This window comes from Amycolatopsis sp. FBCC-B4732 (genome assembly GCF_023008405.1).
Taxonomy (GTDB): Bacteria; Actinomycetota; Actinomycetes; order Mycobacteriales; family Pseudonocardiaceae; genus Amycolatopsis; species Amycolatopsis pretoriensis_A.
The window spans coordinates 2,133,446-2,158,074 of the sequence record NZ_CP095376.1 but is presented as its reverse complement, the minus strand read 5'-3'; the positions used below and the strand labels follow the sequence as shown (position 1 = coordinate 2,158,074).

Sequence of the window (24,629 nt, the reverse complement as noted above, 5' to 3'; positions counted from 1 at the left end):
GGGGAGCTGATGCCGGCGTGGCACCCGACGTGAGCGTGATGCGACCCCTTGCCCGAAGGACAGCCGACAACTGCGTTGCACGAAAATGGGCCGCGGAGGTGCTGATGAAGCGCGGTAGGGTGGAGGACTTCGCATTCGCCGGCCGGATCGCCCAGGTGATCGACGGGACGCGGTTCGAGGGGTACCTCCACGTCACGGTTCCGGAACTCGTCAAGAGCCCCCGAGCCGGCGGCACCACCTACGTCGACATGGTGTTCGCGCGCCGGGACGAGAACGAGCCGGATCACTGGCGGTACGAGGATCGCTCGGATCCGGGGACCGACAGCGCGCAGGAGGAGCTCGCGTCGGCCCGACTCGACTGGTACGGCGAACAATTCGAGTTGCGCTGGCTGGACAGCGAGGCAGCAGCGAAAGTCCACGTCGAGGTGTTTCACGGCGGTTCCGAGCACGCGTAAGAGGCTCGGGGCCGGTCCGTGAGCTCACCGTGTTACGCCGAGCGTGTCCGGCCATCGGCTGGAGCGGCGGCTTCCGTGCCCTTCTCCCCAGGACTGGCGGTGATGCCGAGCTGGACGAGCGCTCCGAGCCGTTCGCGGCCGGACTTCGCCGGACAGCCGTGGCCCGAGGCTCGCGCGTGTCCGACGTGCGCCGACCGGCATGATCACCCTATTCTCGAGGTCGGCCGACCGGGGAGGGAAGGCGACCGTCATGACGCATCCACAGCACGGCTACCCAGGCGGACCGCCGCCTGGCTGGGCCGGGGCACCCCGCCCGGGCTACGGCCCACCGCCGTACCCCGGCCGCGGCCCCGTGCCTCCGCGGCCGCGGCGTACCGGACTGTGGGTCACGCTCGCCGCGGTGGGACTGATCGTCGTCATCGTCGCGGTGACCGGTTTCGTCACACCCGGCTTCTTCCTGCCACACGACAACGCCGCGAATCCGGGACCGAGCTCGGCGCCGCCGTCTCCAGCGGCTTCCTCGTTCTCGCGCGGCAGCGACAGCCAGCTCCAAGCCGCCCGTACCGTGGCCGAGGAGTTCCTGCGGCGCCTCAACGCCGACGCGCTCGACGGGCCGGACGGGGCGAAAGCGATGGCCTGCCCCGGCTCGGAGTCGCTGCTCGGCGGCACCATCACGCTCAGCGTGGAGGCACCGACCCGGCTGGCAATCCCCGACCAGGGCACCGTGCGCTTCCACGACCCGGTCATCGAGGTCGACATCGAGGGCGTCACCCACCAGCGCAGCGTCAGCGGCTTCGTCCGGCTGCAGCCGTGGCAGGACCACGAGCCGTGCGTGCGCATCATCCAGCTGAGCCGGAACTGACCCCGATCGCGTCCAGGCAGTACCGCAGCAACCGCTGCGCCTCGCCCGGCTTCGGCGCTGTTCCCGGCAGGACGTGGAACGGCCGCTCCCGCCGGTCGTGCCAGAAGCGCCCGGACGCCGGCTGCGGATCGGCCGCCGCCAGCCAGACCGCCGTGTCGGCACCTTGCTCCGGTGTGCGCAGCACCGGCTGGAGCACCCTGCGGAACGACGGCAGCGAGCCGACCAGGCCCGGGGTGTCCGCCCAGCCCGGATGGGTGCTGTGCACGGCGACGCCGTCCGGCCGCCAGCGTTCGGCGAGCAGCGGGGTCAGCTCGACCTGCATCCGCTTCGTCCGCGCGTACGCCGTCGCGCCGCGGTACCGGCCGTTCCGGTATTCCGGGTCGTCGACGGCGAGCGGCTGGGTGTACATCCCGCCCGACGACACCATGATCACCCGGCCGTCGCCGGCGGCACGCAGGGCCGGGAGCAGCGACTCGGTCAGCAGCAGCGGGCCGAGCACGTGGGTCGCGAACGTGATCTCGTGGCCGTCGACGCTCTCCGAGCGCCGCGGCGGCAGCACGCCGGCGTTGTGCACGAGAACGTCCACACGCGACTCCCCGGCCGCGAACTCCCGCACCGACGCGAAATCGGCCACGTCGCACCGGGCCGCCCGGATCTTCGCCCCCGGGGCCACCGCGCGGACGCGCGCGAGCGCCTGCTCCCCGCGGCCGGGATCGCGCACCACCAGCACCACCTCGGCGCCCAGCCGGGCCAGCCCGGTCGCGGTGGCCTCCCCCAGCCCCGAACCGGCACCCGTCACGAGCGCGACGCGGCCGTCCAACGCGCCGGGAGCGGGACCGTCCCACGCGCGTCGCCGCAGGGCGTAGCCGAGGCGGGAGTACCCCGGGAGCACGGTCCGGTCGAGCACCGTGTCGAGCAGCGTGCCGAACACCAACGCCTCCGATGCATATCCGATCCAGCCTGATCGCTCAAGCATAGTCACACCGCTTCGAGCAACGCACTGCGATTCAACTCCGATGCACGACTGGGCAGCGGAGACGCGGCAGTGTGACGATCGGACGAGCCGGACAACGCCGGGGAGGAGGGCGGATGAGTTCACTCACCACGCCGACCAAGGGGTCGAGCCCGGTCGAGAAGGCGCTGGGCGACGCCGCGAACAACGCCGACCAGCGGTACCACGCGGCCAAGGGCCTGCGGCACCAGCTGAACAAGGTGTTCCCGACGCACTGGTCGTTCCTGCTCGGCGAGATCGCGCTCTACAGCTTCATCATCCTGCTGCTCACCGGTGTGTACCTGACGCTGTTCTTCGACCCCTCCATGCAGGAGGTCGTCTACCACGGCAGCTTCACGAACATGCAGGGCCTGGAGATGTCGCAGGCGTTCCGCACGACGCTGGACATCTCCTTCGACGTCCGCGGTGGGCTGTTCATGCGGCAGCTGCACCACTGGGCGGCGCTGATCTTCGTGGCGTCGATGGCCGTGCACATGCTGCGGATCTTCTTCACCGGTGCGTTCCGGCGCCCGCGTGAGGCGAACTGGGTGATCGGCGGGCTGCTGCTGATCCTGGGGTGCTTCGAGGGCTTCTTCGGCTACTCCCTGCCCGATGACCTGCTTTCGGGTACCGGTATCCGGGCGACGCTGTCGGGGATCGTGCTGTCGGTGCCGGTGATGGGGACCTGGATCCACTGGGCGCTCTTCGGCGGGGAGTTCCCGGGCGATCAGATCATCCCGCGGTTGTACACGCTGCACATCCTGCTGCTGCCGGGGATCATGCTGGCGCTGGTCGGGGCGCACCTGGCGCTGGTCTGGTACCAGAAGCACACCCAGTTCCCGGGGGTGCGCCGCAAGGAGACCAACGTGGTCGGGGTGCGGATCATGCCGTACTTCGCGCTCAAGGGCGGGGCCTTCTTCACCTTGGTCATCGGGGTGCTGGCGCTGATGTCGGGGCTGTTCCAGATCAACCCGGTGTGGAACTTCGGCCCGTACAACCCCTCCCAGGTTTCCGCCGGGTCCCAGCCGGACTGGTACATGGGGTGGGCCGACGGCCTGCTTCGCGTCTGGCCGCCTTGGGAGCTCTACCTCGGAGACCACACCGTGCCCCCGGTCTTCTTCGCCGGCGCCATCGGCATCGGCGTCCTCGTGACCCTGCTGCTGAGCTACCCCTTCATCGAGCGCAAGCTCTCCGGCGACACCGCGCACCACAACCTGCTCCAGCGCCCGCGCGACGCACCGGTCCGCACCTCGATCGGCGCGATGGCGATCGCCTTCTTCCTCGTGCTCACCCTCTCCAGCTTCAACGACATCTTCGCCGTGCAGTTCGACCTGTCGTTGAACGCCACGACCTGGGCCGGCCGGATCGGGCTGCTGATCGCCCCGCCGCTGGCGTACTTCCTCACCTACCGGATCTGCCTCGGCCTGCAGCGGGCCGACCGCGAGGTGCTCGACCACGGCATCGAGACCGGCATCATCAAACGGCTGCCGCACGGCGAGTTCATCGAGATCCACCAGCCGCTGAGCGTGAGCCCGCTCGAATACCAGGGCGCGCCGGTGCCGAAGAAGATGAACAAGCTCGGCTCGGCCGGGCGCGCGCTCCCGGGTTCGCTGCTGAACCCCGACCCGACCGAGGAAACCCGGGCCTTGGAACGGGAACGGCGATGACCACCGCCCTCCGGAGCGGCGGCGCGGCGACGGCCCGCCTCGCTTCGGGGTGCGCCGCGGGCACGGCCGCCCTGTCCGCGGTCGCCACGGCGATCAGCTTCACCTGGCTGCCCGTCGGCTCCCCCGCGTTGGGCGCGGCCACCGCGCTCGTCGTCCAAGCGGTGCTCCTGCTGACCATTTCGGACACCCGCGACCGGCGGCTGCACCGGACCGCGGTCGTCGTCGGGGTACTGCTGGGCGGCTTCCTGCTCGCCGGTTCCGCCTGGGCCGCCGCGACGCGGTTCCCCGCCACCCCGGCGGCCATGCTGGTGTGCGTGCTGCAGAACACCTTGGGCCCGCTGGCGGTCCTGTCCGTCCACATCGGACGACCACGGCGATCGGCGGTCAGCACCCGAAGTGGGCGAGGGCACCGGTGAACGACGGCGGGAGCGGCTCCCCGGCGGTCGGCAGCCCGCGCCAGCCCGGCCCCGCCGGGCGCACCGGCACCCCTTCCGCGTGCAGGGTGTGCAGGATCCGCACGTCCGCGGACTGCGACGTCATCGACCACACCACGACGTCGCTCGGGGCGAAGCGGGCGTTGACGACCCGCAGGACGTCGAGCGACACGAGCCCGCCGAGGAACATCCCCGGGGCGCCGTCGTCGCACAGCGCCGCGCCGAGCGCCTTGACCGCCAGTTCGTGGCGCTCCGTCGGCGCGCAGACGAACAGGACCGGCGCCCGCCCCGCCCGGGCCGGCGCCGGGGCCGTGTACCGGTCCAGCGCCCCGGACGCGGCCGTCGCCAGCGCCCACTCCGCCGCCATGGCGTCGCGGTCGCCGAACCGGGCCCAGCGCGCGCCGATCGCGCGCAGCACCGGAGCGAGGACGTCGGTCCACGTCTTCGTCACGCCCAGGCTGCCGAGCGAGTCGTCGACCAGGCCGCCCATCGTGGCCAGGTCGAGGAGCTCGGCGGCTTCGGTCAGCCGCTCCCGGCGCTGGTGGGCGGTCGTGGCGGCCGCGGCCCGGGCCAGCACCAGCCGGGCGGCCTCGCGCGCGCCGGTGCCCTGCGCCTGCAGCGCCCGCATCCGCCGCAGGCGATCGACGTCCTCCGGCGCGTACCGGCGGCGGCCGTTCTCCTCGCGCTCGGAGGCGCCGATGCCGTACCGCTGCTCCCACGTGCGCAGGGTCACCTGGGACACGCCCAGTGCCCGCGCCACCTCACTCGAGCTGAGCGACCGTGCGCCGGACCCGCCGTCCATCCGGCCTCCTCCGTTTTGCATCGCACCTGCATCGTGCCACGGATCGACCGAGGGGAACCGATGGACACCGAACACCCGCCTGAGGGCGACGTCTACAGCGGACTCCGGCCGAGCGCCGAGGTCGACCGGTTGTGCGCCCGCATCGCCGCCACCGCCGAAGGCGTCTTCGACCTGCGGCAGCGCCCACGGCCACCGGAGCTCCGCCGACGGCTCGTGGACGGCGTCGGGTTCGGGTCCGCGCCCGCCACCCGGCTGGGCTTCGTCCTCCTGGTCGCCGACGAACTGGTCGACAACGCCTACCGGCACACCGGCGCGCCGCTGAGCCTGCGGTACACCCGGCACGGGGCCGGCCTGCTGCTGGAGGTGACCGACGGCGAACCGCGGAACGCGCACACCCTCACCGCGATCCGCGGCGGCGCGCACTCGCGGGGAACCGGGCTCGCGGTGGTAGCCAACCTCGCGCTGGCTTGGGGCGTGGACCGCGACGTCACCGAGAAGACCGTGTGGGCGCTCCTGCCCGACCGGGCCTGAGCTGCCGCGCCAGGGTGGAATCGGAGCACCGTCGGGTGACGCTCACCGTGTTCGGTGCCGATTTCCGGTACAAGGAGCCAGTCGGTGCCTGGGCGGCCCAGCGGGGTTCGGGGGGCCGATGCCCCGCTGGGCTCCGGGCACCGGCGCGTCACTCGACCAGGTGATCTCCGGCCCGAGACGTCATTCCGCTCCCGGTTCGCCCTCTTGTCGGGTGCTGAGGTGATCGGTCCGGCACGCCCCCCGACCGGCTCGATGACCGCAGTCCGGCTCGGCGGCAGAACGCCCCCCGTTTGCCGCCGAGCCCTACCTTCCTCCCCCGCCCGGGTGATCATCACCCGCGAGCTCGTCACGCCCCCACCCGGCCGGGGTCTCACCGGCGCACACGGTCGTCGGGGCCGTGTCCGGGGAGCGTTCGGCCGGGGGCCGGACGGCCGCACCAGGGGAACCGGTGCGCCGGGCTCGCGTAGGGGGCGAGCCCGGCGCCGCCGGCCGCGGCTCAGTTCACCACGGACGGTCCACGGCACCGCCGGCGAGTGTGAACGTGATGTAGCCGCCCTGGAAGTCGCTGCGGTACACCCCGTTCGTCACGTACTCGTCCGTCGTCGGGTAGCGCAGATAAGACCGTTCCCAACCCAGGGCCGCCCAGCGCTTCCGGATCTCGCCCTTCACCGCGTGCGCCCCCGTCGCCACCGAGTAGTAGATCGAGTGCCCGAGGCTGAAGTGGTTGTACCGCCCGACCCCGTCCGGCGTCGCGCCTTCGTCGGTCGTCGGGTAGCCGAGCCCGCGCTCGTAGCCGAGTGCCGCCCACTTCTTGCGGATCTCGCCGAAGATCGCGTGCGCGCCCGTCGCGTTCGTGTAGTAGACCGACCCGACGTTGCCACCCTTGACGAAGTGGTTGTACCGGCCGACGCCGTCCGGCGTCCCGCTCTCGTCGGTGGTCGGGTACCCGAGCCCGCGCTCGTAGTCCAGCGCCGCCCACTTCTTGCGGATCTCACCGTAGAGCGCGTGCGCGCCCGTCGCCGCCGTGTAGTAGATCGAACCCACGTTGCCGTTGTCGACGAAGTGGCTGTACTGCGCCACCCCGTCCGGTGTGGTCGCGGTGTCCGACGTCGGCGGGCCGAGCTTGGCGTGCCCGCCGAAGGCGAGGTACTTGGTCAGCACCGGGCCGGTGACGAACTTGGTGCCGCCCACGGCGCTCCAGTACAGCCGCCCGTTCGCGTAGACCCGGTAGTGGACCGGGCCGTCGGTGACCTCGGGCGCCGTCGGCGCACCGAGCTTCGCCTGCAGCGCCGGGTCGGCGTTGTAGCGCTGGTCGATCGGCGTGGCGTAGTTCGCCGTCAACGTCAGGTCGGACGTGCCGACCGTGACGATCCACGTCGTGCCCGCCGGACCACCCTGCCAGCCGGTGAACTTCGAGACACCGTCGATGCCCAGCGGCGCGGCCTCGACGTCGAACGTGGCCCCCTCGGCGACCACCGCGGTGCTGACGCCGCCCTCGACCGGGATGCTGAGCGCCGCGGGTTGCGTGCCGGCCAAGGTGATCCGGTGCTCGCGCGGCCGGGCCACGTAGGTCTTCGAAGCGGTCACCCCGGTGCTGTCGGTCACCGTCGCGGTGAACTCCATCCGCGAGTCCGGGTGCTCGGTGAACGGCAGCCCGAAACCGCTTCCCGCCCCGCCGGCGCCGGGGTGCGAGTGGCACGTGGCCTCGCTCGGGCAGTGCCGCACCGCGGAGGTCCACGTGATCGGCAAGGCGCCGTCCTCGACGTCGGTCGCGGTGGCGCTCAGGGGAACCTGCTCGCCGACCGCGAACGTCGCGGCGTCACCCGGCGTCGTCAGCGTGAGCTGGGGCGTGTGGTTGCCGGGCGCGACCGCGATGCCGGTCGCGCCGGTGGCACCCAGCGGGTCCCGGACGGTCAGCTTCGCGGTGAACGACCCGGTGCCCGCCGCGTAGGTGTGCGACACCGCCGGACCGGCGTCGGCCGCGGTCGACCCGTCACCGAAGTCCCAGTCGTACTTCAAGGGGTCGTTGTCGTAGTCGACCGATCCCGAACCGTCGAAGGAGACCGTGCGGGTGTCGGGATCGGTGACCGACGACGCGTTCGCCACCGGCGCGGTGTTGCCGGCCGAATAGCTCAGCCGCCGCAGCTTCCCGGACAGGATGTCGGCGTAGACGATGTCGCCGTTGACCGCGGCCGCGAACTTCGTCGGCCCGCCGATGTCGGTGAAGACCGGCGGGTTCTGCGGGGCCTGCGTGAGCTTGCCCTGGTCGTCGTAGCGCAGGGTCCAGATCTTGTGCGTCACGTAGTCACCGAAGAAGTACGCACCGCGGTAGGCCGCCGGGTAGCTCGATCCGTTGTAGACGATCCCCCCGGTGACGCTGTTGCCCTGCATCGCACCGTTGCCGTGCTGGTACTCGAAGATCGGCGGCTGGTTCGCCACCCCCGCGCAGCCCGCGAGGCCGCTGTACCCGGACGTCGGGTGGTTGCCCTCCCAGCACGGCCACCCGAGGTTCGCGCCGCGCTGGACGACGTCGACCTCCTCCCGCGCGTTCCAGCCGACGTCACCCGCGACCGGCAGCCCGAGGTTCGGGTCGATGCTGAACCGGAACGGGTTGCGCAAGCCGCGCGCGAACACCTTGCTCGCGGTGGAGCCCGGGTTGGCGGCGTCGTAGTACGGGTTGGCCGGCACGCCCTTGCCGTCCGGGGTGAAGTGGAGGATCTTGCCGTAGGGCTGGGTGATGTCCTGCGCGCGCAGCGCCCCCGGGTCCACCTTCGAGAAGTCCCCGTTGTCCCCGATGGACATCCAGAGCGTCCCGTCCGCGGCGGCGACGACACCGTTGATGGCGTGGACGTCGAAGATGCCGGGAACGTCGAGCAGCGACTGCTCACCGCTCAGCCCGGTGGGCGCGGCGGCCCCGTCCACGCTGACCGTGAACCGCGACAGGCGCATGACGAAGCCGCTCGCCTGGTCGACCGACCGCGTGAGGTAAACGGTGTGCGACGTGGCGTAGTCGGGCGCGACGGCGACGCCGACCAGCCCGAGATCACCGACGGAACGGGTGGGCAGCGTCGCGATGGTCTTGCCCGTCCCGTTCACGGGCAGCCACCGCACGCGGCCGTCCTTGGCCGTGGCGAGGACGGAACCGTCGGGGAGGTAGGCGAAGTCGGTCAGCTGGTACTGACCGAGCCCGGTATCGGTGTCCCGCAGCACGAACCCCGACGGCAGCGCCACCGCGGCCGCCTCGGTGGACGCGATGGGCAGCAACGCCCCTGCCAGCACTGCCCCCACGAGGAGGTGACGGAGTGCGCGAAGCTTCATCAAGGCCATGTCAGGTCCCTTCCCGGCGGTCGTGTATCGCCGGGAAGGAGCCGTCAGTTGCACCTGCGTGCGTAAATTGACCTTTTCGTGACCGGTACCGGAAACGTCGCCGCGCGGAGGTCGGTGCGTCGCATCACGTCGACCGGACCTCGGACCGGCGAGACACCCGCCCGTGCTGCTCGAACATCCCGGCCGCACGTCGGGCCGCCTGACCACTGCCATGGCCCGACTCGTCCGCCTCACTCCGGCGCGGATCGACCTGCGCCCGCGCACCGCACGTTGCGTGAGTTCGGTCAACCCCGCTGGTCCAAGCCGGTGATCGCGGCTGCGCCGTGCGGGTTGATCGCCCGTTTTCCGTCGGACTCCCTGCCTACAGTGACGACGTGGCCACGGACCCGGAACAGCAACTCAGTCAGGCCGAGCAAGTCGTCACGCGGTTGCAGGACACAATCCGCGAGCACCTTGCGGCGTTCGCCGAGATACCTTCCGACGCCGACCGGACCGGCGCCTTGGACGATCTGCTCAACGCCGCGGAGGAGCTGCAGGACGCCGAACGTGCCGCGGAGACCGCGCGGCAGCGCGTCGAACGCGGCGAACTCGAGGTCCTGCGTACAAAAGCGGCGGCCCACGCACGGAAGGTCGCGGCCGCGCCCACTGTCGTCGCGGTCGTGCTCGGGGTGCTGATCACCTCCTCGGTTCTCAGCCCGTGGTGGTGGCTGCTGGCCGTGCCGCAGCTCGTCGTCGGAGTCGCAGTGATGGGCAAACCGATCGCGCTGCACCGGCCCGCGATCGACGAACGCGGCATCGTCGCCGGGATGAGCGTCATCGCGGCGGTGCTGAGCGCGCTCGCCGCGATCCCGTGGCCGTGGCCCGCGGTCACGGTGGTGCTGATCATCCTGGCCGGGCTGGCCACCGTCGTCACCGGGATCTCCCTCGGCGTGGAGGGCACGTTGAACAGCGCGACCTCGAAAGCAGGTGTCCGATGACGAACCCGAACGCGTCGCTGGGCGACATCGATACCCGGCTGCGCCGCCTCAAGCGCGAGCACGACTCGCTCTCCAGCGACGTCGACAGCATCCGCAGCGACGTGCGGAAAGCGCGATCGGCAGCCGATGCCGCCGAAGAAGCCACCGATGACCTGCGGCGTCGGATCACCGACCAGCACGACACGCTTACCAGCCATGCCAAGACGGTCTCCGCCACCGGCGCGCTGGTCGAGCGGCTGCGGCAGCAGTTGCAGCAGCTCGAGCGCGCGGTGCGCGTCTCCGACGGCACCCCGGTCATCGACCTCGACGACGTCCCCGCCGCCACCCGCACTCTCGCCGCCGAAGCCGTCAAACGCCACCGGCTCAAGGAAGCCCTGCTGCCGGAGGACACCCGCACCGTGCACCAGGCGGCCCTGCAGCGCCTGACCCAGCTCACCAGCCAGCTGACGGCGACCGAGGACGAACTCGTCCGCATCGTCACCGCCATGGCCGGCAACCACCGGGACTCCCCCGCGCGCGCCGGGATGTCCGAGCGCTTCACGGCCGCCACACGCACCCGCCGGAAGCTGCGCGACATCGAGCTGCCCGCCGCCAAGGACGCCGCCGCGGCCGCCCGCAGCGAGCTGCGGTCCGACGACGTCACCCGCGCGCGCGTCGAACCACAGCTGCGCAAGGCCGACCAAGCCTGGACCGACCTCACCGCCCGGCTGCGAACCAGCATCAGCGACGCGATCGGCAGCAGCGCACTGCTGCCGACGTGGTTCACCAACGCTCTCGGGTTCGCCCCGCCGCGCGGCCCCCACGGTGACCGCTGGATGCGCACCGCGACCGACGTCCTCGCTTACCGCGTCACCTACGGCATCCGCGACCAGGCGGCGCTAGGCCCCACGACCCGCGACGGTCGGTGGACCAAAGCCCGCCTGACCTGGTTACGTGACCTCGAATTCAAGCTCGCGTCCCTCGACGCTGACGACTGACCCGGCTTGGGCGACGTCAGGAGACGTGGAGCCGGCGAGATGCCGACCTTGGTGCCGTCGGCGAGGTAATGTTCCATGCCGTCGATTCACCGGCCGCCGTTCAGGCCGGCCGGTGTCCACGATGTCCGGACTTCACGACCACCCGCGTCGAACGGTCACAGCCCGAACTCCTTCGCGATGCCCTTCCCGTGCGGCTGCCACCAGTCCTTCTCCACACTGCCGCCCTTCGGGACCGCCGGGTTGCAGTGGTAGGTCGTGACCCAGTTGCCGCCGCCGTGGCCGTCCGGCTTCCAGTACGACGTCATGTCGTACTGGACGCCGTCGTCCTTCGCGTCCTTGTCGTACTGGACGGACTTGCGGTTGCCGTCGTAGCTTTCGCGCTCCGCCTTGGCGTCGTTGTAGTCCGCTTCCGCCTTGTCCCGGTCGGCCTTCGCGTCCTTGAACTGCTGGTTGAGCTTCTTGCCTTCCTCCATGACCGCCGGCTTGTCCTCCGCCGAGGCGTTCTTGTAGGCGGCCTTCTTCGCGTTGAGCTCCGACTCGAGCTCGTCGACCCTCTCCTGGTGCGCGTCGAGATCGCTCTTCTTCGCGTTCACGTTCTGGTCGATCGAGCCGGGGTTCTTGCCCTCCGTGCCGTGCTTGGCGTACGCGGGGTCGTTGCTGTACTTGGCGACTTCCTTGGAGAAGTAGTCCTTGTGCCACTTGTCGTTGACGTTGTCCGGGAACTTCGTCCCCGAGCCGCCCGTGTACTTCATGCCGAAGCTCTGGTTGCCTGCCTGGTGCTTTCCCTGGTGGGAGTCGACCTGCACCTCGGTGCCGTCCTGCTTGCCGAACGAATGCGTGTCGGACTTGCCGGCACCGCCGGAGCCGCTGGCCTGTGTCTCGTCGTTCTTGCCCTTGCCCTTGTTCCCGCCGCCGCGGGGGATGTTGCCCGCGTTGTCGCCGCCGCCGGGCTGGTCGTTCGTCTTGTTCTTGCCGCCGCCCTTCTTGCAGGCGAGGCCGAGCAGGTCGCGCTCCGCAAGCGGGTTGTCGACGTAGGCGGCCGGGTTGGGGGCGGGCCCGAGCCCGAGCGGGTCCTGGCTCAGGTACCGGCCGGTCGACGGGTCGTAGTAGCGGAAGACGTTGTAGTGCAACCCCGATTCGGCGTCGGCGTACTGCCCCGGGAACCGCAGCGGGGTGGCCGCCGGGCCGGTCTCGCGGCCCCACAGGCTCGCGTTCCCGCGCCAGACCGCCGTTCCCGCCGCGTCGAGGAGCTCGGTCGGCCTGCCGACCAGGTCGGTGACGATCGCGAAGAACCGGTCCTGCAGCGTCGCCGCGCGCTCGACCTGGACGACCGGCCGGTCGTCGCCGGGGTGGTACTCCCAGACGGTGACGCGCCGGGTCTGCGCCGCGTCCACGTGGACCTGCTCCACCAGCAGCGCGCCGCTCCAGGTGAACTCGTAGGACTCGGCGACCACGCGGGCGCCGGTGGCCGAGGTGACCACGCGCTGCTTGCCGATCCGGCGGCCGATCGGGTCGTAGCGATACCACCACTGGTCGCCCTCGGGGGTCGTGACCGAGAGCAGGCGGTCCTGGCTGTCCCACCGGTACCGCCAGGTGCGGCCGCCCTCGTTCCGCGCGATCACGCGGCCCTGGGGGTCGTGGTCGAAGGCGACGGCGCCGGCGGAAACCAGCCGGTTGTTCGCGTACCGGCGCGGACCCGCGCTCGGCACCTGGCCGGGCTCCCTCGTCTCCACCACGTTCCCGGCGGGGTCGTAGCGGTAGGCCTGGCTGCCGGTCGCGCCGTGCACCTCGGTGACCCGGCCGGTGGCGTCGAGCACGAGCCGGGTCGGCCCGGCCACGTCGTCGTCGATCCCGGCGAGCAGCCCGTCCGGCCGGTAGCTGAACCGGCGGTGCCGCGGCGTCGCCCCGGCGGCCTGGACCGACTGGCCGACCAGGTTGTCGTCGACGTCGAACACCTGCGTGAGCGCGACCCCGCCCTCGACGGTGCGCGCGACCTCCCGGCCGCCCGCATCGTGCTCGAAGCGCACGGTGTGCCCGGCGACGACGAGCGCTGTGGGCCGCCCGGCGGCATCGAAGGTCCACACACTGTCCACTCCGGACGGAGTGCGCCGCCGTACGGTGCCGTCGGCCTCGTGGACGTGGGTCAGCGTCCGGCCGTCGACCGACTCGCCGAGCACGGTGCCCTCGCCGTCGTAGGTGACGCGGAGCTCGACGTCGCCCATCACCGCGGCGGTCATCCGGCCGACCGCGTCGTAGGCGAACCGGGTCGTGCCGGCCGGGGAGCGGCGCTCGACGACGTTGCCGAGCACGTCGTGGACGTATTCGGTCTGCTCGCCCGCCCCGTTCGCCGACCGGACGAGCCGGCCCGCGGCGTCGTAGCCGAAGCGGAGCGTGCGGCCGTCGAAGTCCGTCTCCTCGACCAGCCGCCCGGCGGGGTCGTAGCGGTAGGTCCAGCTCTGCCCGAGCGGGTTGGTGACCGTGCTGGGCCGCAGCTCGGTGTCGTAGCTGTAGGTCGTCCGGGCGCCCGACGCGTCGATCGTCGCGGTGACCAGGTCGAACGGGCCGTACTCGGTCCGTTCGGCCAGCCCGGCGCCGTTGACGTGCTCGACCTCGTTGCCCTCGGCGTCGTAGCCGCGGGACTCGCGCACCCCGGAGGGCCGCACGCGCAGCCGTTCGCCGCCGTCGGGGGTCCAGCCGAGGACCACGGGCTGCCCGGACCGGTTGAGCACCGACCGGGGCCGCCCGAACACGTCCCGGTCCACCGGTGGCGGCTCTTCGTCCCCGCGCGTCCAGGCGGCCTGCTCGGACGTCAGCGGTTTCGCGATGCCGAGGGTCTCGGTGAACGGATCCGGCAGCTCGTCGCGCGGGTAGAAGCGGGAGAGCACGACGCCGTCGTCCGCGGTGGTCTCGATCGTCAGTCCGGCGGCGTCCTGCGTGACCCGCAGGAGCGAGCCGTCCGGCCGGGTCACCGACCGGAGGGCGCCCCGCTCGTCGTAGGCGAACGACGTCGTGCGCCCCAGCGGGTCGGTGCGGGACAGCAGGCGGTCGTCGCGGTCCCATTCGGACGTGGTGACCCCGCCCAGCGGGCCGACCTCGCGGACGAGCTGGTTGGCTTCGTTGAAGTGGTACTCGCCGGCGTGGCCGAGGGAGTCGGTGAAGGTCGTGACCCGCCGCTGCGTGTCGTAGGCGAACTCGGCGTCGTAGAAGCCGCGGTCGCCGATGGTGCGGACGCAGCGGCCGGACGTGTCGTAGACGTAGCGGAACCAGGTGCCGTTGCGGTCCTGCCAGCCGGTGACGCGGCCCGCGGCGTCGTAGTCGTAGACCTGCGGGCGGCCGGAGGCGTTGAACTCCTGCGTCAGGCGGCCCAGCTCGTCGTAGCCGAAGCGCCGCACCAGGACCCGGGCCTGGCCGGCCGGGTCGGTCACGTGGACGGCGGTGACCCGGCCGCCTTCGGTCTCCAGTTCCACCCGGTAGCCGGCGGAGTGCCGCAGGGCCAGCGGTGCGCCGAGAGCGTCGTAGTCGAACTCGACCCGGGCGCCGTCGGCGTCGGTGACCGACCGCAGGACGAGTTCGGCGGATCCGCGGCCCGGCAGCGCGGCGAACCGGAGTTCCCGGCCGCGCAAGGGATCGGACTGGGTGTAGCTGCCGTCGGCGTGCCGGGTCAGCGGGCGCCGCGGCCCGTCCACGGGAAGCACCGGCGCGCCCGGCTCGGCGAGCGGGTAGACGAGGGTGGTGCCGTCCGCGGCGAAACACCGGACGCGTTCGCGGCCCACCGCCAGCCGTTGGTCCACAGTGGACACCCAGCTGGGGCCGAACCACCGGCCGGCGCGGTAGGACGAGACGTGCAGGCGCTCCAGCACCAGCGGCGACGGCAGTTCCAGGTCGACCTGGTCGATCACGACGTTGCCGCGCGCGATGTCCACCGGGTCGGTCTTGCACTCCCAGGTGTCCTTGCCACCGCCGCCGGTGTCGCCGTCCTTCCCGGGGTCCTTCGCGGGCGGCGGGTCGCTCGGGGCCTTGTTCCCGTTGCCACCCGAGTGGTCGCCCGACGTCGAGGTGGAGCCGTCCTTGCCCCCGCCGCCGTCCTTGCCGCCGCCGCCCGGGGGGTCGCCGGGGGTCTTGTCCCCGGTGCCGCCCGAGTGGTCACCGGAGGTGGTGGTGGAGTCGCCGTCCTTGCCGCCCTTGCCGTCCTTGACGTCGGGGGACTTCGGGTTGCCGTCGATCTTCCCCGGCTTGCCCGGCGGGCCGACCTTCCCGCCCTTGATGTTCTTCAGCCCCTTGGCGGCGTCCTCGAACAGGGTGCCGGCCTTCTTCAGCAGCGGGACCAGGGCCTTGAGCGCCTTGACGAGCTTGGTCGTGAGGCTCGCGATCTTCGACGCGGTCTTCGCGACGGCGGCGATGACCTGCGGCACGACCCAGGTCAGCCCGATGCCGAGGGTGAACACCACCTGCAGCGCCCACGAAATCAGGTGCCCGACGAGTTCGGCGATGATGTCGCGCACCAGTGTGCGGACGGCGCCCACCACCTCGCCGGCGGTCTTGACGCCGCTCCCGGCGCCTTCGCAGCCCTTCTGCGCGGCGGCCAGCAGCCCGGACGTGTCTTCGGCCCGCTTGCGGTAGTTGTCGGCGGCGGGTCCCTGCCAGCCGACGAGGTCGGCCTTGACGGCGTTCGTCAGCTCGGTCGAGACGTCTTCGAGCTCTTTGGCGATGTTGTTCCAGGTCTGCGACTGCGCGGCGATCTCGTCGGCGTTCCCGGTGAGGGCGTTGAGCGCCTCCTTGAGCGGGCCGACGTGCTCGATCAGCCAGCCGACCCCGGCGGCGAAGATCGCGCCGAAGGGGTCCATCACCGCGGTCAGCGCGTCGAGGGCCGTGCCGACGGCGCCCATCGCCACCGAGGCCCAGTCACCGCTCTCGATGGCGTCTTTCAGGCCGATGGCGTCTTCGAGGAGCGGCACCCCGGAGTACGCCTTGGTCGAATCCTGCGTCTGCGCGACCAACGGGTTACCCACGGCGACCGACTCCCCTGCCCAGGTTCAGCATTCGGATGATCTTAGTGACCCGATAGGAGGCAGGTCGCGACACCGCCGCGGCTTGCCCGTTCGACTCCTGCGGACTTCCCGAACGGGTCAGGCGACTTCGGCGGAGCACCGACATATGTCACAAGCAGGATCGAGCGGGACACCCGGCCCGGTAACGTCGTTGCGTACGCTACGCAACCAGCTAGGACAGCCCATGCCCGCGAACGCGATCGACCAGCCGGACGACTGGACCACCCCCGGCGCGCACCCGGTCGCGCCCGGCATCCACCGCATCCCGCTGCCCCTGCCGATCACCGGCCTGACCACCGTGAACGCCTACGTGCTCGAAGGCCCCGACGGCCTCGTGCTGATCGATCCCGGCTGGGCGGGCCCGGCCAACGAACGCGCCGTCACGACCGCGCTGGCCGAGCTGGGCCACCGGCTCGGCGACGTGCGCGTCTGCCTCGCCACGCACCACCACTGGGACCACTACACCCAGGCCTTCGCGTGGCGCGAAACCCTCGGCGTCCAGCTGCGGATCGGCGAGAACGAGCGGTTCAGCATCGACGGCTTCGACACGGCCAGCCCGTTCCCCAACCACCCGGAACTCCTGGCCCGCTGCGGCGCCGAAGAGCTGGCCGAGCGGGTGCTCGCGATCGACGTCTCCGGGGCCGGCACCCCCTACGGACCCCCGGACGGCTGGCTCCGCGACGGCGACCGGATCCCGGTGCGGGACGGCGAACTGGAAGTGATCGCGACCCCGGGCCACACCCGCGGCCACGTCGTCTACGCCCACTCCCCCGCCGGCGTCCTGTTCGCGGGCGACCACGTGCTGCCGGCCATCACCCCGTCCCTGGGCTTCGAGGTCGCTCCCGAGGCGACGCCGCTGCGCTCGTTCATCTCCTCCCTCAAGCTCCTGCTGGCGCGGCCCGACACGGTGCTGCTGCCCGCGCACGGTCCCGTCGGCACCAGCACCCACACCCGCGTCCACGAGATCCTCGACCACCACCGCGACCGCCTCGACGAAGTCAACGAACTGCTCGTCGCGGGCGCCACCAACGCCTACGAGGTCGCCCGGCAGCTGCCGTGGACCCGGCACCGCCGGCAGCTCGACGCACTCCAGCTCGAACACCAGCTGTCCGCGGTCATGGAGATCGAGGCCCACCTCGACGTCCTCGCCCACCTCGGCCGCGTCACCCTCGACGAGACACCGGCGGCGCGCCGCTACAACGCGGCATAGCCCGGCCGGTCGCCCGCGGGCCGGAAGCGGGTCAGGCGCAGGCTGTTCGACACCACCAAGCAGCTCGACAGCGCCATCGCCGCGCCCGCGATCATCGGGTTGAGCAGGCCCGCCGCGGCCAGTGGCAGCGCCGCGACGTTGTAGGCCAGGGCCCAGAACAGGTTCGCCTTGATCGTTCCCAGTGTCCGGCGGGACAGCCGGATCGCGTCGACCGCGGCCAGCAGGTCGCCGCGGACGAGCGTCAGGTCGCCGGCCTCGATCGCCGCGTCGGTTCCGGTGCCCATCGCCAGCCCGAGGTCCGCCGAGGCGAGCGCGGCCGCGTCGTTGACGCCGTCGCCGATCATCGCCACGACGTGGCCCTGGGCCTTGAGGCCGGCGATCACGTCGACCTTCTGCTCGGGCGAGACTCCGGCGATGACGTCGGTGATGCCGGCCTCGCGGGCGATCGCGCGGGCCACGGCCTCGTTGTCGCCGGTCAGCAGGATCGGCGTCAGGCCGAGCCGCCGCAGCTGGAACACCGCGGCCGCCGACGTCGGCTTCACCGTGTCGGCCACCACCAGCACGGCGTGGGCGCAGCCGTCCCAAGCCAGGATGACCGCGGTGTGCCCGGCGTGCTCCGCCTTTTGCTTCGCCGCCAGCAGAGACGACGGCAGCCGCACCGAGAGCCGGTGCATCAGCTCGGGCCGGCCGACGACGACGCGGTGCCCGTCGACCCGGCCGAGGACTCCGAAACCGGCGACGTTGCGGAACTCCAGGACCTCCCCCACCGAGCCGAACCGCCGGGTCGCCGCCGACACCACCGCGTCGGCGATCGGGTGCTCCGACGCGTTCTCGAGCGCCCCGGCCAGCTGCAGCGCCAGGTCGGCCGGGACGCCGTCGACGGTGCGCACGGCGACCAGGCTCATCTTGCCGGTGGTGACCGTGCCGGTCTTGTCGAGCACGACGGTGTCGACGCGGCGGGTCGATTCCAGCATCTCCGGTCCCTTGACCAGGACGCCGAGCTGGGCGCCGCGGCCGGTGCCGACGAGCAGCGCCGTCGGCGTGGCCAGGCCGAGCGCGCAAGGGCACGCGATGATCAGCACCGCGACGGCCGCGGTGAACGCGACCGCGGTGTCCGCCCCGGTCCCGAGCCAGAACGCCAAGGTGGCCAAGGAAAGCGCCATGACCACGGGTACGAACACCGCGGACACGCGGTCGGCCAGCCGCTGCACGTCGACCTTGCCGCCCTGCGCCCGCTCGACCATCGCCGCGATCCGCGCGAGGCGGGTGTCCGCGCCGACGCGCGTCGCGCGGACGACGAGCCGGCCGCTCATGCTGACCGTGGCGCCGACGACCGGGGTCCCGGCGGACACCTCGACCGGGACGGCTTCGCCGGTCACCAGGCTGAGGTCGACCGCGGAGTCGCCTTCCTCGACGACGCCGTCGGTCGCGATCTTCTCGCCGGGCCGGACCACGAACCGCTCGCCGGCCCGCAGCCGCTCGATCGGGATCCGCTCTTCACGGCCGCCTCGGAGCACGGAGACGGACTTCGCGCCAAGGTCCAGCAACGCGCGCAGCGCAGCACCGGCCCGCCGGCGCGACCGGGACTCGAAGAACCGGCCCGCGAGGATGAACAGCGTCACGCCGGTGGCGACCTCGAAGTAGATGCCGTCCAGGTCGTGGTCGGCGGCCAGGGTCAGCTCGAACTCGTGGCGCATCCCGATGGTGCCCGCACCGCCGAAGAACAGCGCGTAGAGCGACCAGAGGAACGCCGCGGCGACGCCCATCGACACCAGCGTGTCCATGGTCGCGGTGGCATGGCGCAGGTTGGTCCAGGCCGCGCGGTGCAACGGCCACGCGCCCCAGACCACGACCGGGGTGGCCAGCACGAGCGAAACCCATTGCCACGTGGGGAACTGCAACGCGGGGACCATCGCGAGGACGATCACCGGCACGCTCAGCACGGCCGAGCCGAGCAGCCGCTGCCGCAGCGGGTCCGGGCCCGCCGGCTCCGCGGGCACGTCCGGTTCGGGTGGCGCGGGCGGCTGCGCGGTGTAGCCGGCGGCTTCGATGGTGCGGACGATGTCGTCGACGGTCCGCGCCGCCGGCACCGCGACCAGTGCCTTCCCGGTGGCGTAGTTGACCGTGGCCTCGACGCCGTCGAGGCGGTTGAGCTTGCGCTCGATCCGCGCCGCGCACGAACCGCAGGTCATCCCGCCGACGACGAGTTCGACCTCCTGGGCCGGCGGGGCCGCTACGGATTCCCGGGCATCCGCATGCCGGGCACCGAGGGCGGGGATGGGGCTGGTGACGGGCTCGGGCCGGCGAGGCTGCCCGGCAGCCAGGCCAGGCCGAACACGAGTCCCGGCAGCAGTGCGAACCCGCTCACCTTGGCCGAAGCCGGCATGACGGCCGCTCCCGGTCATCGGACGAGTCGGTAGCCCGCGACCTGGACCGCGCCTTCGATCCGCTCCGGCGCCAGCACGCCTTCGCTGGTCACGAGGACGCGGCCCGAGTTCAGGTCGACGTCGACGTCACGGACCCCGGGCAGTTCGCCGACCTCTTCCTTGACGGACGCGACGCAGTGTCCGCAAGTCATTCCCGTCACCACGTATGTGCTTCGAGTCATCGTCATGCCTTCCGGGGCCGTGGCCTTCTCCTGCCGAGGCAGTGGCCTCGCTGCAACAAAGGTCGGCCCGGACGACGGAATGGTTCCCGCGACTTCTTTTGAACCATCCCGGCTCGATCCGCGTACTAGCCGGTGTGAGGCCACAGCCATCCGACGATGCCGACATCACGCACTGGGCCCGGCTCGCCGGCCGCGGCGACCGGGACGCGCTGGAGCGCTTCCTGCGGGCGACCCAGCCGCACGTCTGGCGGTTCGTGGCCGCGCTGAGCGACACCCAGTCCGCCGACGACCTGACCCAGGAGACCTACCTCCGGGCGCTGGGCGGTCTCGGCCGCTTCCGCGCGGAATCTTCGGCACGGACGTGGTTGCTGAGCATCGCCCGGCGGGTCGTGGCCGACCACATCCGCGCCGTGCGGGCCCGCCCCCGTCCGGCCACGCCCGCCGACTGGCAGGCCGACGCGGGCCGGGGCGCCGAAGGCACCGCTTTCGAAGAACGCGTGCTGCTCGACCACCTCGTCGCCGCGCTCGAGCCGGACCGGCGGGACGCCTTCCTGCTCACCCAGACCCTCGGACTGTCCTATGTGGACGCCGCCGAGGTCGTCGGCTGCCCGGTCGGCACGATCCGCTCCCGGGTCGCGCGGGCGCGCGACGACCTCGCGGAAGCGATGCGCGAGAAGACCGTGCGGCGCAACGCCGCCGGCTGAACCACCGCGCTACTTCACCTCCCCGGAGGCGTCGAACGACCGCAGCCGCAGGCTGTTGGAGACCACCAGGACCGACGACAGCGACATGGCCGCGCCCGCGATGAGCGGATTGAGCAAGCCCAGGGCCGCGAGCGGCAGTGCCGCCACGTTGTAGCCGAACGCCCAGGCCAGGTTGCCGCGGATGATCCGCAGCGTCCGGTCGGCGAGCCGGATCGCGTCCGGCACCACGCGCAGGTCGTCGCGCATCAGCACGAGGTCGGCCGAGCGCAGGGCGATGTCGCTGCCGCGGGCCATGGCCATGCCGAGGTCGGCGGTGGCCAGGGCCGGGGCGTCGTTGATCCCGTCGCCCACCATCGCGACCCGCGCGCCGGTGGCCCGCAGCTCGTCGATCGCGTGGGCCTTGCCCGCGGGCAGGACCCCGGCGCGGACCTCGTCGACGCCGATCTCGGCGGCGACCGCGCGGGCCGCCACCTCGTGGTCGCCGGTCAGCAGCACGGTCCGCAAGCCCCGGGCCCGCAACGCCGCCACCGCCGCCGCGGCGGACGGCTTGACGACGTCGCGGACCTCGAGCACCCCGAGGGGTTCGCCGTCGACGGCGACGAGCACCGGCACGGCCACGCCCGAGAGCGTCTCGAACTCCACGGCGATGCCTCGCTCGCCGAACAGCCGCGGGCTGCCGACGAGAACCGCGTGACCGTCCACAGTGGCCTCCGCACCGAGACCGGGCAACGCCGCGAACGCGTCGACGTCCGGCAGTGCGGGCAGTTCCGCGCGGGCCGCGGTCACGACGGCGGCCGCGATCGCGTGTTCGGAACCCGATTCGACGGCCCCGGCGAACCACAGCAGGTCGCCGCGGGTGCGGCCGGGGGCCGGCCGGCACGCCGTGACGGTCATCCGGCCGGTGGTCACGGTGCCGGTCTTGTCCAGCACGACGGTGTCCACCTCCCGGCTGGCTTCCAAGGCGTCCGGGCCCTTGATCAGGATGCCCAGCTGCGCACCGCGCCCGACACCCGCCATCAGCGCGGTCGGAGTTGCCAGTCCGAGCGCGCACGGGCAGGCGATGATCAGCACCGACACGGCAGCGGTGAAGGCGTCGCGCACCGGGTGCCCGGTCAGCAGCCACCCGCCGAGGGTCAGCGCGGCGAGCACGAGCACGACCGGGACGAACACGGCGCAGATCCGGTCGACCAGCCGCTGCACCGACGCCTTGCGCGCCTGGGCCCGTTCGGCCAGCGCCGTCATCTGGGCGAGCTGGGTGTGCGCACCCACGGCCGTCGCGCGCACCACCAAGCGGCCGTCGCGGTTCACCGACGCGCCGACGACGCGATCACCCGGCGCGACTTCCGCGGGCACGGGCTCGCCGGTGACCGCGCTTACATCCACTGTGGACTGTCCACTCTCGACGACGCCGTCGGCGCCGAACGCCTCGCCGGGCTTGACGACGAACCGGTCGCCGACGGCCAGCTCACCCACCGCCACCATCACCTCGACACCGTCGCGCAGGACACGCACTTCCTTGGCGGCGAGGGCGTCGAGGGCGGCCAGCAGCCCGGCCGCGCTGCGCCGGGACCGGGCTTCGAAGTAACGGCCGGCCAGCAGGAAGGTCGTCACGCCGGCGGCGACGTCGAGGTAGATCGCGTCGGCGCCGGCCGCGGTCGGGCCGAAGCCGACCCAGTAGCCGGGTTCGTGGCCACCGAAGAGCGTCGCCCAGGCCGACCACGCGAACGACGCCAGGACCCCCAGCGACACCAGGGTGTCCATACTGGACGACCGGTGCCGCAGGTTCCGCAGCGTCGCGCGGTGGAACGGCAGCGCGGCCCAGAACACCACCGGTACGGCGAGGGCGAGGCAGAGCCACGGCCAGCCGGCGAACCGCAGCGACGGCACGAGCGCGAGCGTGATGGAGAGGTTGCCCAGCGGCACGGCCAGCAGCGCCGCGACGAACAACCGGCGGCGCAGGTCGCGCACCCGGCCCGCGGTGCGGTCTTCGTCGTCGTGACCGCGGACGTGGGCGCCGTAGCCTGCCTTGCGGACGCGCTCGAGGAGCAGGTCGTCGCCGAGCGCGGCGGGGACGTGCACGGTGGCGCGCTCGGTCGCGTAGTTGACCGACGCGCGGACGCCGTCGAGCTTGTTCAGGGTGCGTTCGACGCGCGCCGAGCAGGCGGCGCAGGTCATTCCGGTCACGGCCAGCTCGACCGTGCGGACCTCCCCGGCGACCGGGGTGGTGGTGGACATGCGGGATCTCCTCAGTTCCGGCGTGCCGCCAGTTCGGCGAGCATCGCGTTGTAGGCGTCGAAGTCACCGTCGCCGTGGCGATCGGCGCGGCGGGCCTTGCGCTCGTCGTCGCGCGCCCACTGCACCAGCAGCGCGACGACCAGCACCACCATCGGGATTTCCCCGCTCGCCCAGGCGATCCCGCCGCCGAGCCGCTGGTCGGCCAGCAGGTCGCCGGCCCACGGCAGCGCGAGGTAGTGGTAGTAGGTGGCGGCGAGCACGGTCTGCTTGCTCATCAGGATGACGCCGAAGAACGCGTGGAACGGCATCACCGCGAAGAGCATTCCCAGTCGCACCAGGTGCGGCAGCGGCCGCGGGGTCCGGTCGGTGCCGACGGCCACCCACGCGAACAGGTAGCCGGACGCCAGGAAGTGGACCTTCATCAGCTGGTGCGCCCAGTGGTAGAGCATCGCTTCACCGAACAGGCCCGAGAAGTACAGCGCGTAGAACGACCCGGCGAACAGGATCGCCGCGGTCGCCGGGTGGGCGAAGAACCGCGTCACCGGGGCGTGCAGCAGCGATACGACCCATTCCCGCGCACCGGGGACGTCGCCGTGCTCGCCCGCGGGGAGAGCCCGCAGCGCGAGGGTGACCGGGCCGCCGAGCACCAGCAGCACCGGCGCGAACATGTTCAGCGCCATGTGCGTGACCATGTGCAGGCTGAACGTCCCCGGTGCCTGGACCCCGAGGCCGGACGACGTGACGACCACGACGAGCACCCACCCGGCGAGCCAGGCGGCCGGGCGGCCAGTGGTCGCCGCGGCGCCGCAGTCGCCGGACCCCGAGCAGGTACGCCGTCACCGCGACCGCGGCGAGCGGGACGAACAGCAGATCCGGCCGCCAGTCCCCGAGGAGCCCCGCCGCGGTCCCGGGCGCGTCGAGGTCGTAGCCGAGGACGGTCTCCTGCACCGTTGCCGGGTGGTTCACGAACGACGGCGGCACGAGCGCGGTCAGCGCCGCCGAGCCACCGGTGCCCAGGGCCGGCAGGACCAGTTCCGCCAAGACCAGCAGGAAACCCGACCGGCGCCGGCGCCACACGGCGATGCCGATGCCGGCGGCGAGCAGCAGGACGGTCTCGGCCGCGAGGACGTGCCCGTAGCGGCTCACCAGCCCGTCGGGCCGGGCGAGCGCGAACCCGGAAACCGCGCCCGAGGAGGCGGTCACCACGAAGCAGGTCAGCGACAGGCGGTGGTAGCGCCGCAGCACGAGCTCCGCGGGTCCGCGGCGAAGCCGGGCCAGGAGTGCGACCGCCGCGCCGAGCCACGCGCTCGCGGCGGGTACGTGCCAGAACATCGCGTTGGTCGCCACGTCGTGCCCCGCACCCACCGACACGTGGCCCACCGCCACCAGCGGCAGCAGCCCGGCACCCGCGACCACCGCCGCGGCGACGACCGTGCGCCAGGCCATCGCCGGCCACGCCAGCACCGTCGCCGCGGCGGCGGCGACCGCCACGCACAACCAGGCTTTGGGCTCCTCGGTGGCGCTCAAGGTGGCCAGGAAGACCTCGGGCCGCAGGACCCGGGACACCGGCAGGCCCGACGCGCTCGCGGCCGAGAACGGCACCGCGACCACCGCGGCCGCCAGCCAGCAGGCCGCGCTGCCCGCGGCGAGCCGGCTCGCCGCGTACGAATCCGCCGACAGGGCCCCGCCCCGCCGGCCGGGCGCGACGAACGCGGCGAACACCAGCCCGCCGAAGCACCCGGCCGCGGCCGCGTCGGCCGCGAACCGGACGACCGCGAAGCCGTAGGTGGTCAGCGGTCCC

The 24,629-nt window shown here is 72.3% G+C and carries 19 protein-coding genes; 10 read left to right on the top strand and 9 right to left on the bottom strand.

Going from position 1 to position 24,629, the window contains the following annotated elements; translation table 11 throughout:
• Positions 1–17 precede the first annotated feature (17 nt).
• Positions 18–455 carry a hypothetical protein gene (locus MUY14_RS09265; RefSeq protein ID WP_247022474.1) on the top strand — a complete coding sequence of 146 codons (438 nt, stop codon included), beginning with the start codon at positions 18–20 and terminating at the stop codon, positions 453–455.
• A gap of 400 nt (positions 456–855) precedes the next feature.
• Positions 856–1,317 carry a hypothetical protein gene (locus MUY14_RS09260; RefSeq protein ID WP_247022472.1) on the top strand — a complete coding sequence of 154 codons (462 nt, stop codon included), beginning with the start codon at positions 856–858 and terminating at the stop codon, positions 1,315–1,317.
• On the opposite strand, the gene MUY14_RS09255 is transcribed toward MUY14_RS09260, so the two are convergent.
• Positions 1,295–2,293, bottom strand: a complete 999-nt coding sequence (locus tag MUY14_RS09255) for an SDR family NAD(P)-dependent oxidoreductase (protein ID WP_247022470.1) — start codon at positions 2,291–2,293, stop codon at positions 1,295–1,297. The genes MUY14_RS09260 and MUY14_RS09255 overlap by 23 nt on opposite strands.
• A gap of 113 nt (positions 2,294–2,406) precedes the next feature.
• On the opposite strand from MUY14_RS09255, the gene MUY14_RS09250 reads away from it, so the two are divergent.
• Both MUY14_RS09250 and MUY14_RS09245 read left to right on the top strand, forming a co-directional pair.
• Entirely contained in the window at positions 2,407–3,975 is a 1,569-nt protein-coding gene (locus tag MUY14_RS09250; RefSeq protein WP_247022468.1) for a cytochrome bc complex cytochrome b subunit, read from the top strand.
• Positions 3,972–4,391: a hypothetical protein gene (locus MUY14_RS09245; protein WP_247022467.1), complete on the top strand. Its 420-nt coding sequence runs from the start codon at positions 3,972–3,974 to the stop codon at positions 4,389–4,391. The genes MUY14_RS09250 and MUY14_RS09245 overlap by 4 nt, the downstream gene beginning before the upstream one ends.
• Here MUY14_RS09245 and MUY14_RS09240 read toward each other — a convergent pair.
• The gene (locus MUY14_RS09240; protein ID WP_247022465.1) at positions 4,360–5,211 is read right to left on the bottom strand and encodes a MerR family transcriptional regulator; all 852 of its coding nucleotides are present in this window, start codon (positions 5,209–5,211) and stop codon (positions 4,360–4,362) included. The two genes, MUY14_RS09245 and MUY14_RS09240, sit on opposite strands and share 32 nt — an antisense overlap.
• Before the next feature lie 60 nt (positions 5,212–5,271).
• On the opposite strand from MUY14_RS09240, the gene MUY14_RS09235 reads away from it, so the two are divergent.
• The gene (locus tag MUY14_RS09235; protein WP_247022464.1) at positions 5,272–5,742 is read left to right on the top strand and encodes an ATP-binding protein; all 471 of its coding nucleotides are present in this window, start codon (positions 5,272–5,274) and stop codon (positions 5,740–5,742) included.
• Between the two features lie 501 nt (positions 5,743–6,243).
• Here the strand turns inward: MUY14_RS09235 and MUY14_RS09230 are convergent.
• Positions 6,244–9,060 (bottom strand): PQQ-dependent sugar dehydrogenase, encoded by a 2,817-nt coding sequence (locus MUY14_RS09230; RefSeq protein WP_247022462.1) that lies wholly within the window; start codon positions 9,058–9,060, stop codon positions 6,244–6,246.
• A 383-nt stretch (positions 9,061–9,443) separates the two neighbouring features.
• Between MUY14_RS09230 and MUY14_RS09225 the strand changes: the two genes are divergently transcribed.
• Both MUY14_RS09225 and MUY14_RS09220 read left to right on the top strand, forming a co-directional pair.
• Positions 9,444–10,046, top strand: coding sequence for a hypothetical protein (locus tag MUY14_RS09225; RefSeq protein WP_247022460.1), 603 nt, complete (start codon positions 9,444–9,446; stop codon positions 10,044–10,046).
• Positions 10,043–11,023, top strand: a complete 981-nt coding sequence (locus tag MUY14_RS09220) for a hypothetical protein (RefSeq protein WP_247022458.1) — start codon at positions 10,043–10,045, stop codon at positions 11,021–11,023. Before MUY14_RS09225 ends, MUY14_RS09220 begins: the two co-directional genes overlap by 4 nt.
• A gap of 155 nt (positions 11,024–11,178) precedes the next feature.
• Here MUY14_RS09220 and MUY14_RS09215 read toward each other — a convergent pair whose 3' ends face one another.
• Positions 11,179–16,032: an RHS repeat-associated core domain-containing protein gene (locus MUY14_RS09215; RefSeq protein WP_247022456.1), complete on the bottom strand. Its 4,854-nt coding sequence runs from the start codon at positions 16,030–16,032 to the stop codon at positions 11,179–11,181.
• A gap of 223 nt (positions 16,033–16,255) precedes the next feature.
• On the opposite strand from MUY14_RS09215, the gene MUY14_RS09210 reads away from it, so the two are divergent.
• On the top strand, positions 16,256–17,281 hold the full coding sequence (locus tag MUY14_RS09210) for an MBL fold metallo-hydrolase (RefSeq protein ID WP_247022455.1): 1,026 nt from the start codon (positions 16,256–16,258) through the stop codon (positions 17,279–17,281).
• Here MUY14_RS09210 and MUY14_RS09205 read toward each other — a convergent pair.
• From MUY14_RS09205 to MUY14_RS09195, 3 genes are read right to left on the bottom strand one after another with little or no spacing between them, the layout of a single operon-like run.
• Positions 17,266–19,473, bottom strand: coding sequence for a cation-translocating P-type ATPase (locus tag MUY14_RS09205; RefSeq protein ID WP_247022453.1), 2,208 nt, complete (start codon positions 19,471–19,473; stop codon positions 17,266–17,268). The two genes, MUY14_RS09210 and MUY14_RS09205, sit on opposite strands and share 16 nt — an antisense overlap.
• A 41-nt stretch (positions 19,474–19,514) precedes the next feature.
• Positions 19,515–19,667 (bottom strand): hypothetical protein, encoded by a 153-nt coding sequence (locus MUY14_RS09200; RefSeq protein ID WP_247022452.1) that lies wholly within the window; start codon positions 19,665–19,667, stop codon positions 19,515–19,517.
• Positions 19,668–19,682: 15 nt separating this feature from the next.
• Positions 19,683–19,889, bottom strand: a complete 207-nt coding sequence (locus MUY14_RS09195; RefSeq protein WP_247022451.1) for a heavy-metal-associated domain-containing protein — start codon at positions 19,887–19,889, stop codon at positions 19,683–19,685.
• Between the two features lie 134 nt (positions 19,890–20,023).
• Between MUY14_RS09195 and MUY14_RS09190 the strand changes: the two genes are divergently transcribed.
• The gene (locus tag MUY14_RS09190) at positions 20,024–20,593 is read left to right on the top strand and encodes a sigma-70 family RNA polymerase sigma factor (protein WP_247022449.1); all 570 of its coding nucleotides are present in this window, start codon (positions 20,024–20,026) and stop codon (positions 20,591–20,593) included.
• Positions 20,594–20,602: 9 nt separating this feature from the next.
• Here MUY14_RS09190 and MUY14_RS09185 read toward each other — a convergent pair whose 3' ends face one another.
• Positions 20,603–22,828, bottom strand: coding sequence for a cation-translocating P-type ATPase (locus MUY14_RS09185; RefSeq protein WP_247022448.1), 2,226 nt, complete (start codon positions 22,826–22,828; stop codon positions 20,603–20,605).
• Between the two features lie 11 nt (positions 22,829–22,839).
• Positions 22,840–23,577, bottom strand: coding sequence for a cytochrome c oxidase assembly protein (locus MUY14_RS09180; RefSeq protein WP_247022446.1), 738 nt, complete (start codon positions 23,575–23,577; stop codon positions 22,840–22,842).
• A 587-nt stretch (positions 23,578–24,164) separates the two neighbouring features.
• Here MUY14_RS09180 and MUY14_RS09175 point away from each other — a divergent pair.
• Positions 24,165–24,614 (top strand): hypothetical protein, encoded by a 450-nt coding sequence (locus MUY14_RS09175; protein WP_247022445.1) that lies wholly within the window; start codon positions 24,165–24,167, stop codon positions 24,612–24,614.
• The last annotated feature ends 15 nt before the right edge of the window (positions 24,615–24,629 follow it).

Bases quoted from the DNA above. Each gene is read 5' to 3' on its own strand.
- MUY14_RS09255 (WP_247022470.1), bottom strand. From the start codon at position 2,293: ATGCTTGAGCGATCAGGCTGGATCGGATATGCATCGGAGGCGTTGGTG.
- MUY14_RS09250 (WP_247022468.1), top strand. From the start codon at position 2,407: ATGAGTTCACTCACCACGCCGACCAAGGGGTCGAGCCCGGTCGAGAAG.
- MUY14_RS09245 (WP_247022467.1), top strand. From the start codon at position 3,972: ATGACCACCGCCCTCCGGAGCGGCGGCGCGGCGACGGCCCGCCTCGCT.
- MUY14_RS09240 (WP_247022465.1), bottom strand. From the start codon at position 5,211: ATGGACGGCGGGTCCGGCGCACGGTCGCTCAGCTCGAGTGAGGTGGCG.
- MUY14_RS09235 (WP_247022464.1), top strand. From the start codon at position 5,272: ATGGACACCGAACACCCGCCTGAGGGCGACGTCTACAGCGGACTCCGG.
- MUY14_RS09230 (WP_247022462.1), bottom strand. From the start codon at position 9,060: ATGAAGCTTCGCGCACTCCGTCACCTCCTCGTGGGGGCAGTGCTGGCA.
- MUY14_RS09220 (WP_247022458.1), top strand. From the start codon at position 10,043: ATGACGAACCCGAACGCGTCGCTGGGCGACATCGATACCCGGCTGCGC.
- MUY14_RS09210 (WP_247022455.1), top strand. From the start codon at position 16,256: ATGCCCGCGAACGCGATCGACCAGCCGGACGACTGGACCACCCCCGGC.
- MUY14_RS09205 (WP_247022453.1), bottom strand. From the start codon at position 19,473: ATGACCTGCGGTTCGTGCGCGGCGCGGATCGAGCGCAAGCTCAACCGC.
- MUY14_RS09200 (WP_247022452.1), bottom strand. From the start codon at position 19,667: ATGCCGGCTTCGGCCAAGGTGAGCGGGTTCGCACTGCTGCCGGGACTC.
- MUY14_RS09195 (WP_247022451.1), bottom strand. From the start codon at position 19,889: ATGACTCGAAGCACATACGTGGTGACGGGAATGACTTGCGGACACTGC.
- MUY14_RS09185 (WP_247022448.1), bottom strand. From the start codon at position 22,828: ATGTCCACCACCACCCCGGTCGCCGGGGAGGTCCGCACGGTCGAGCTG.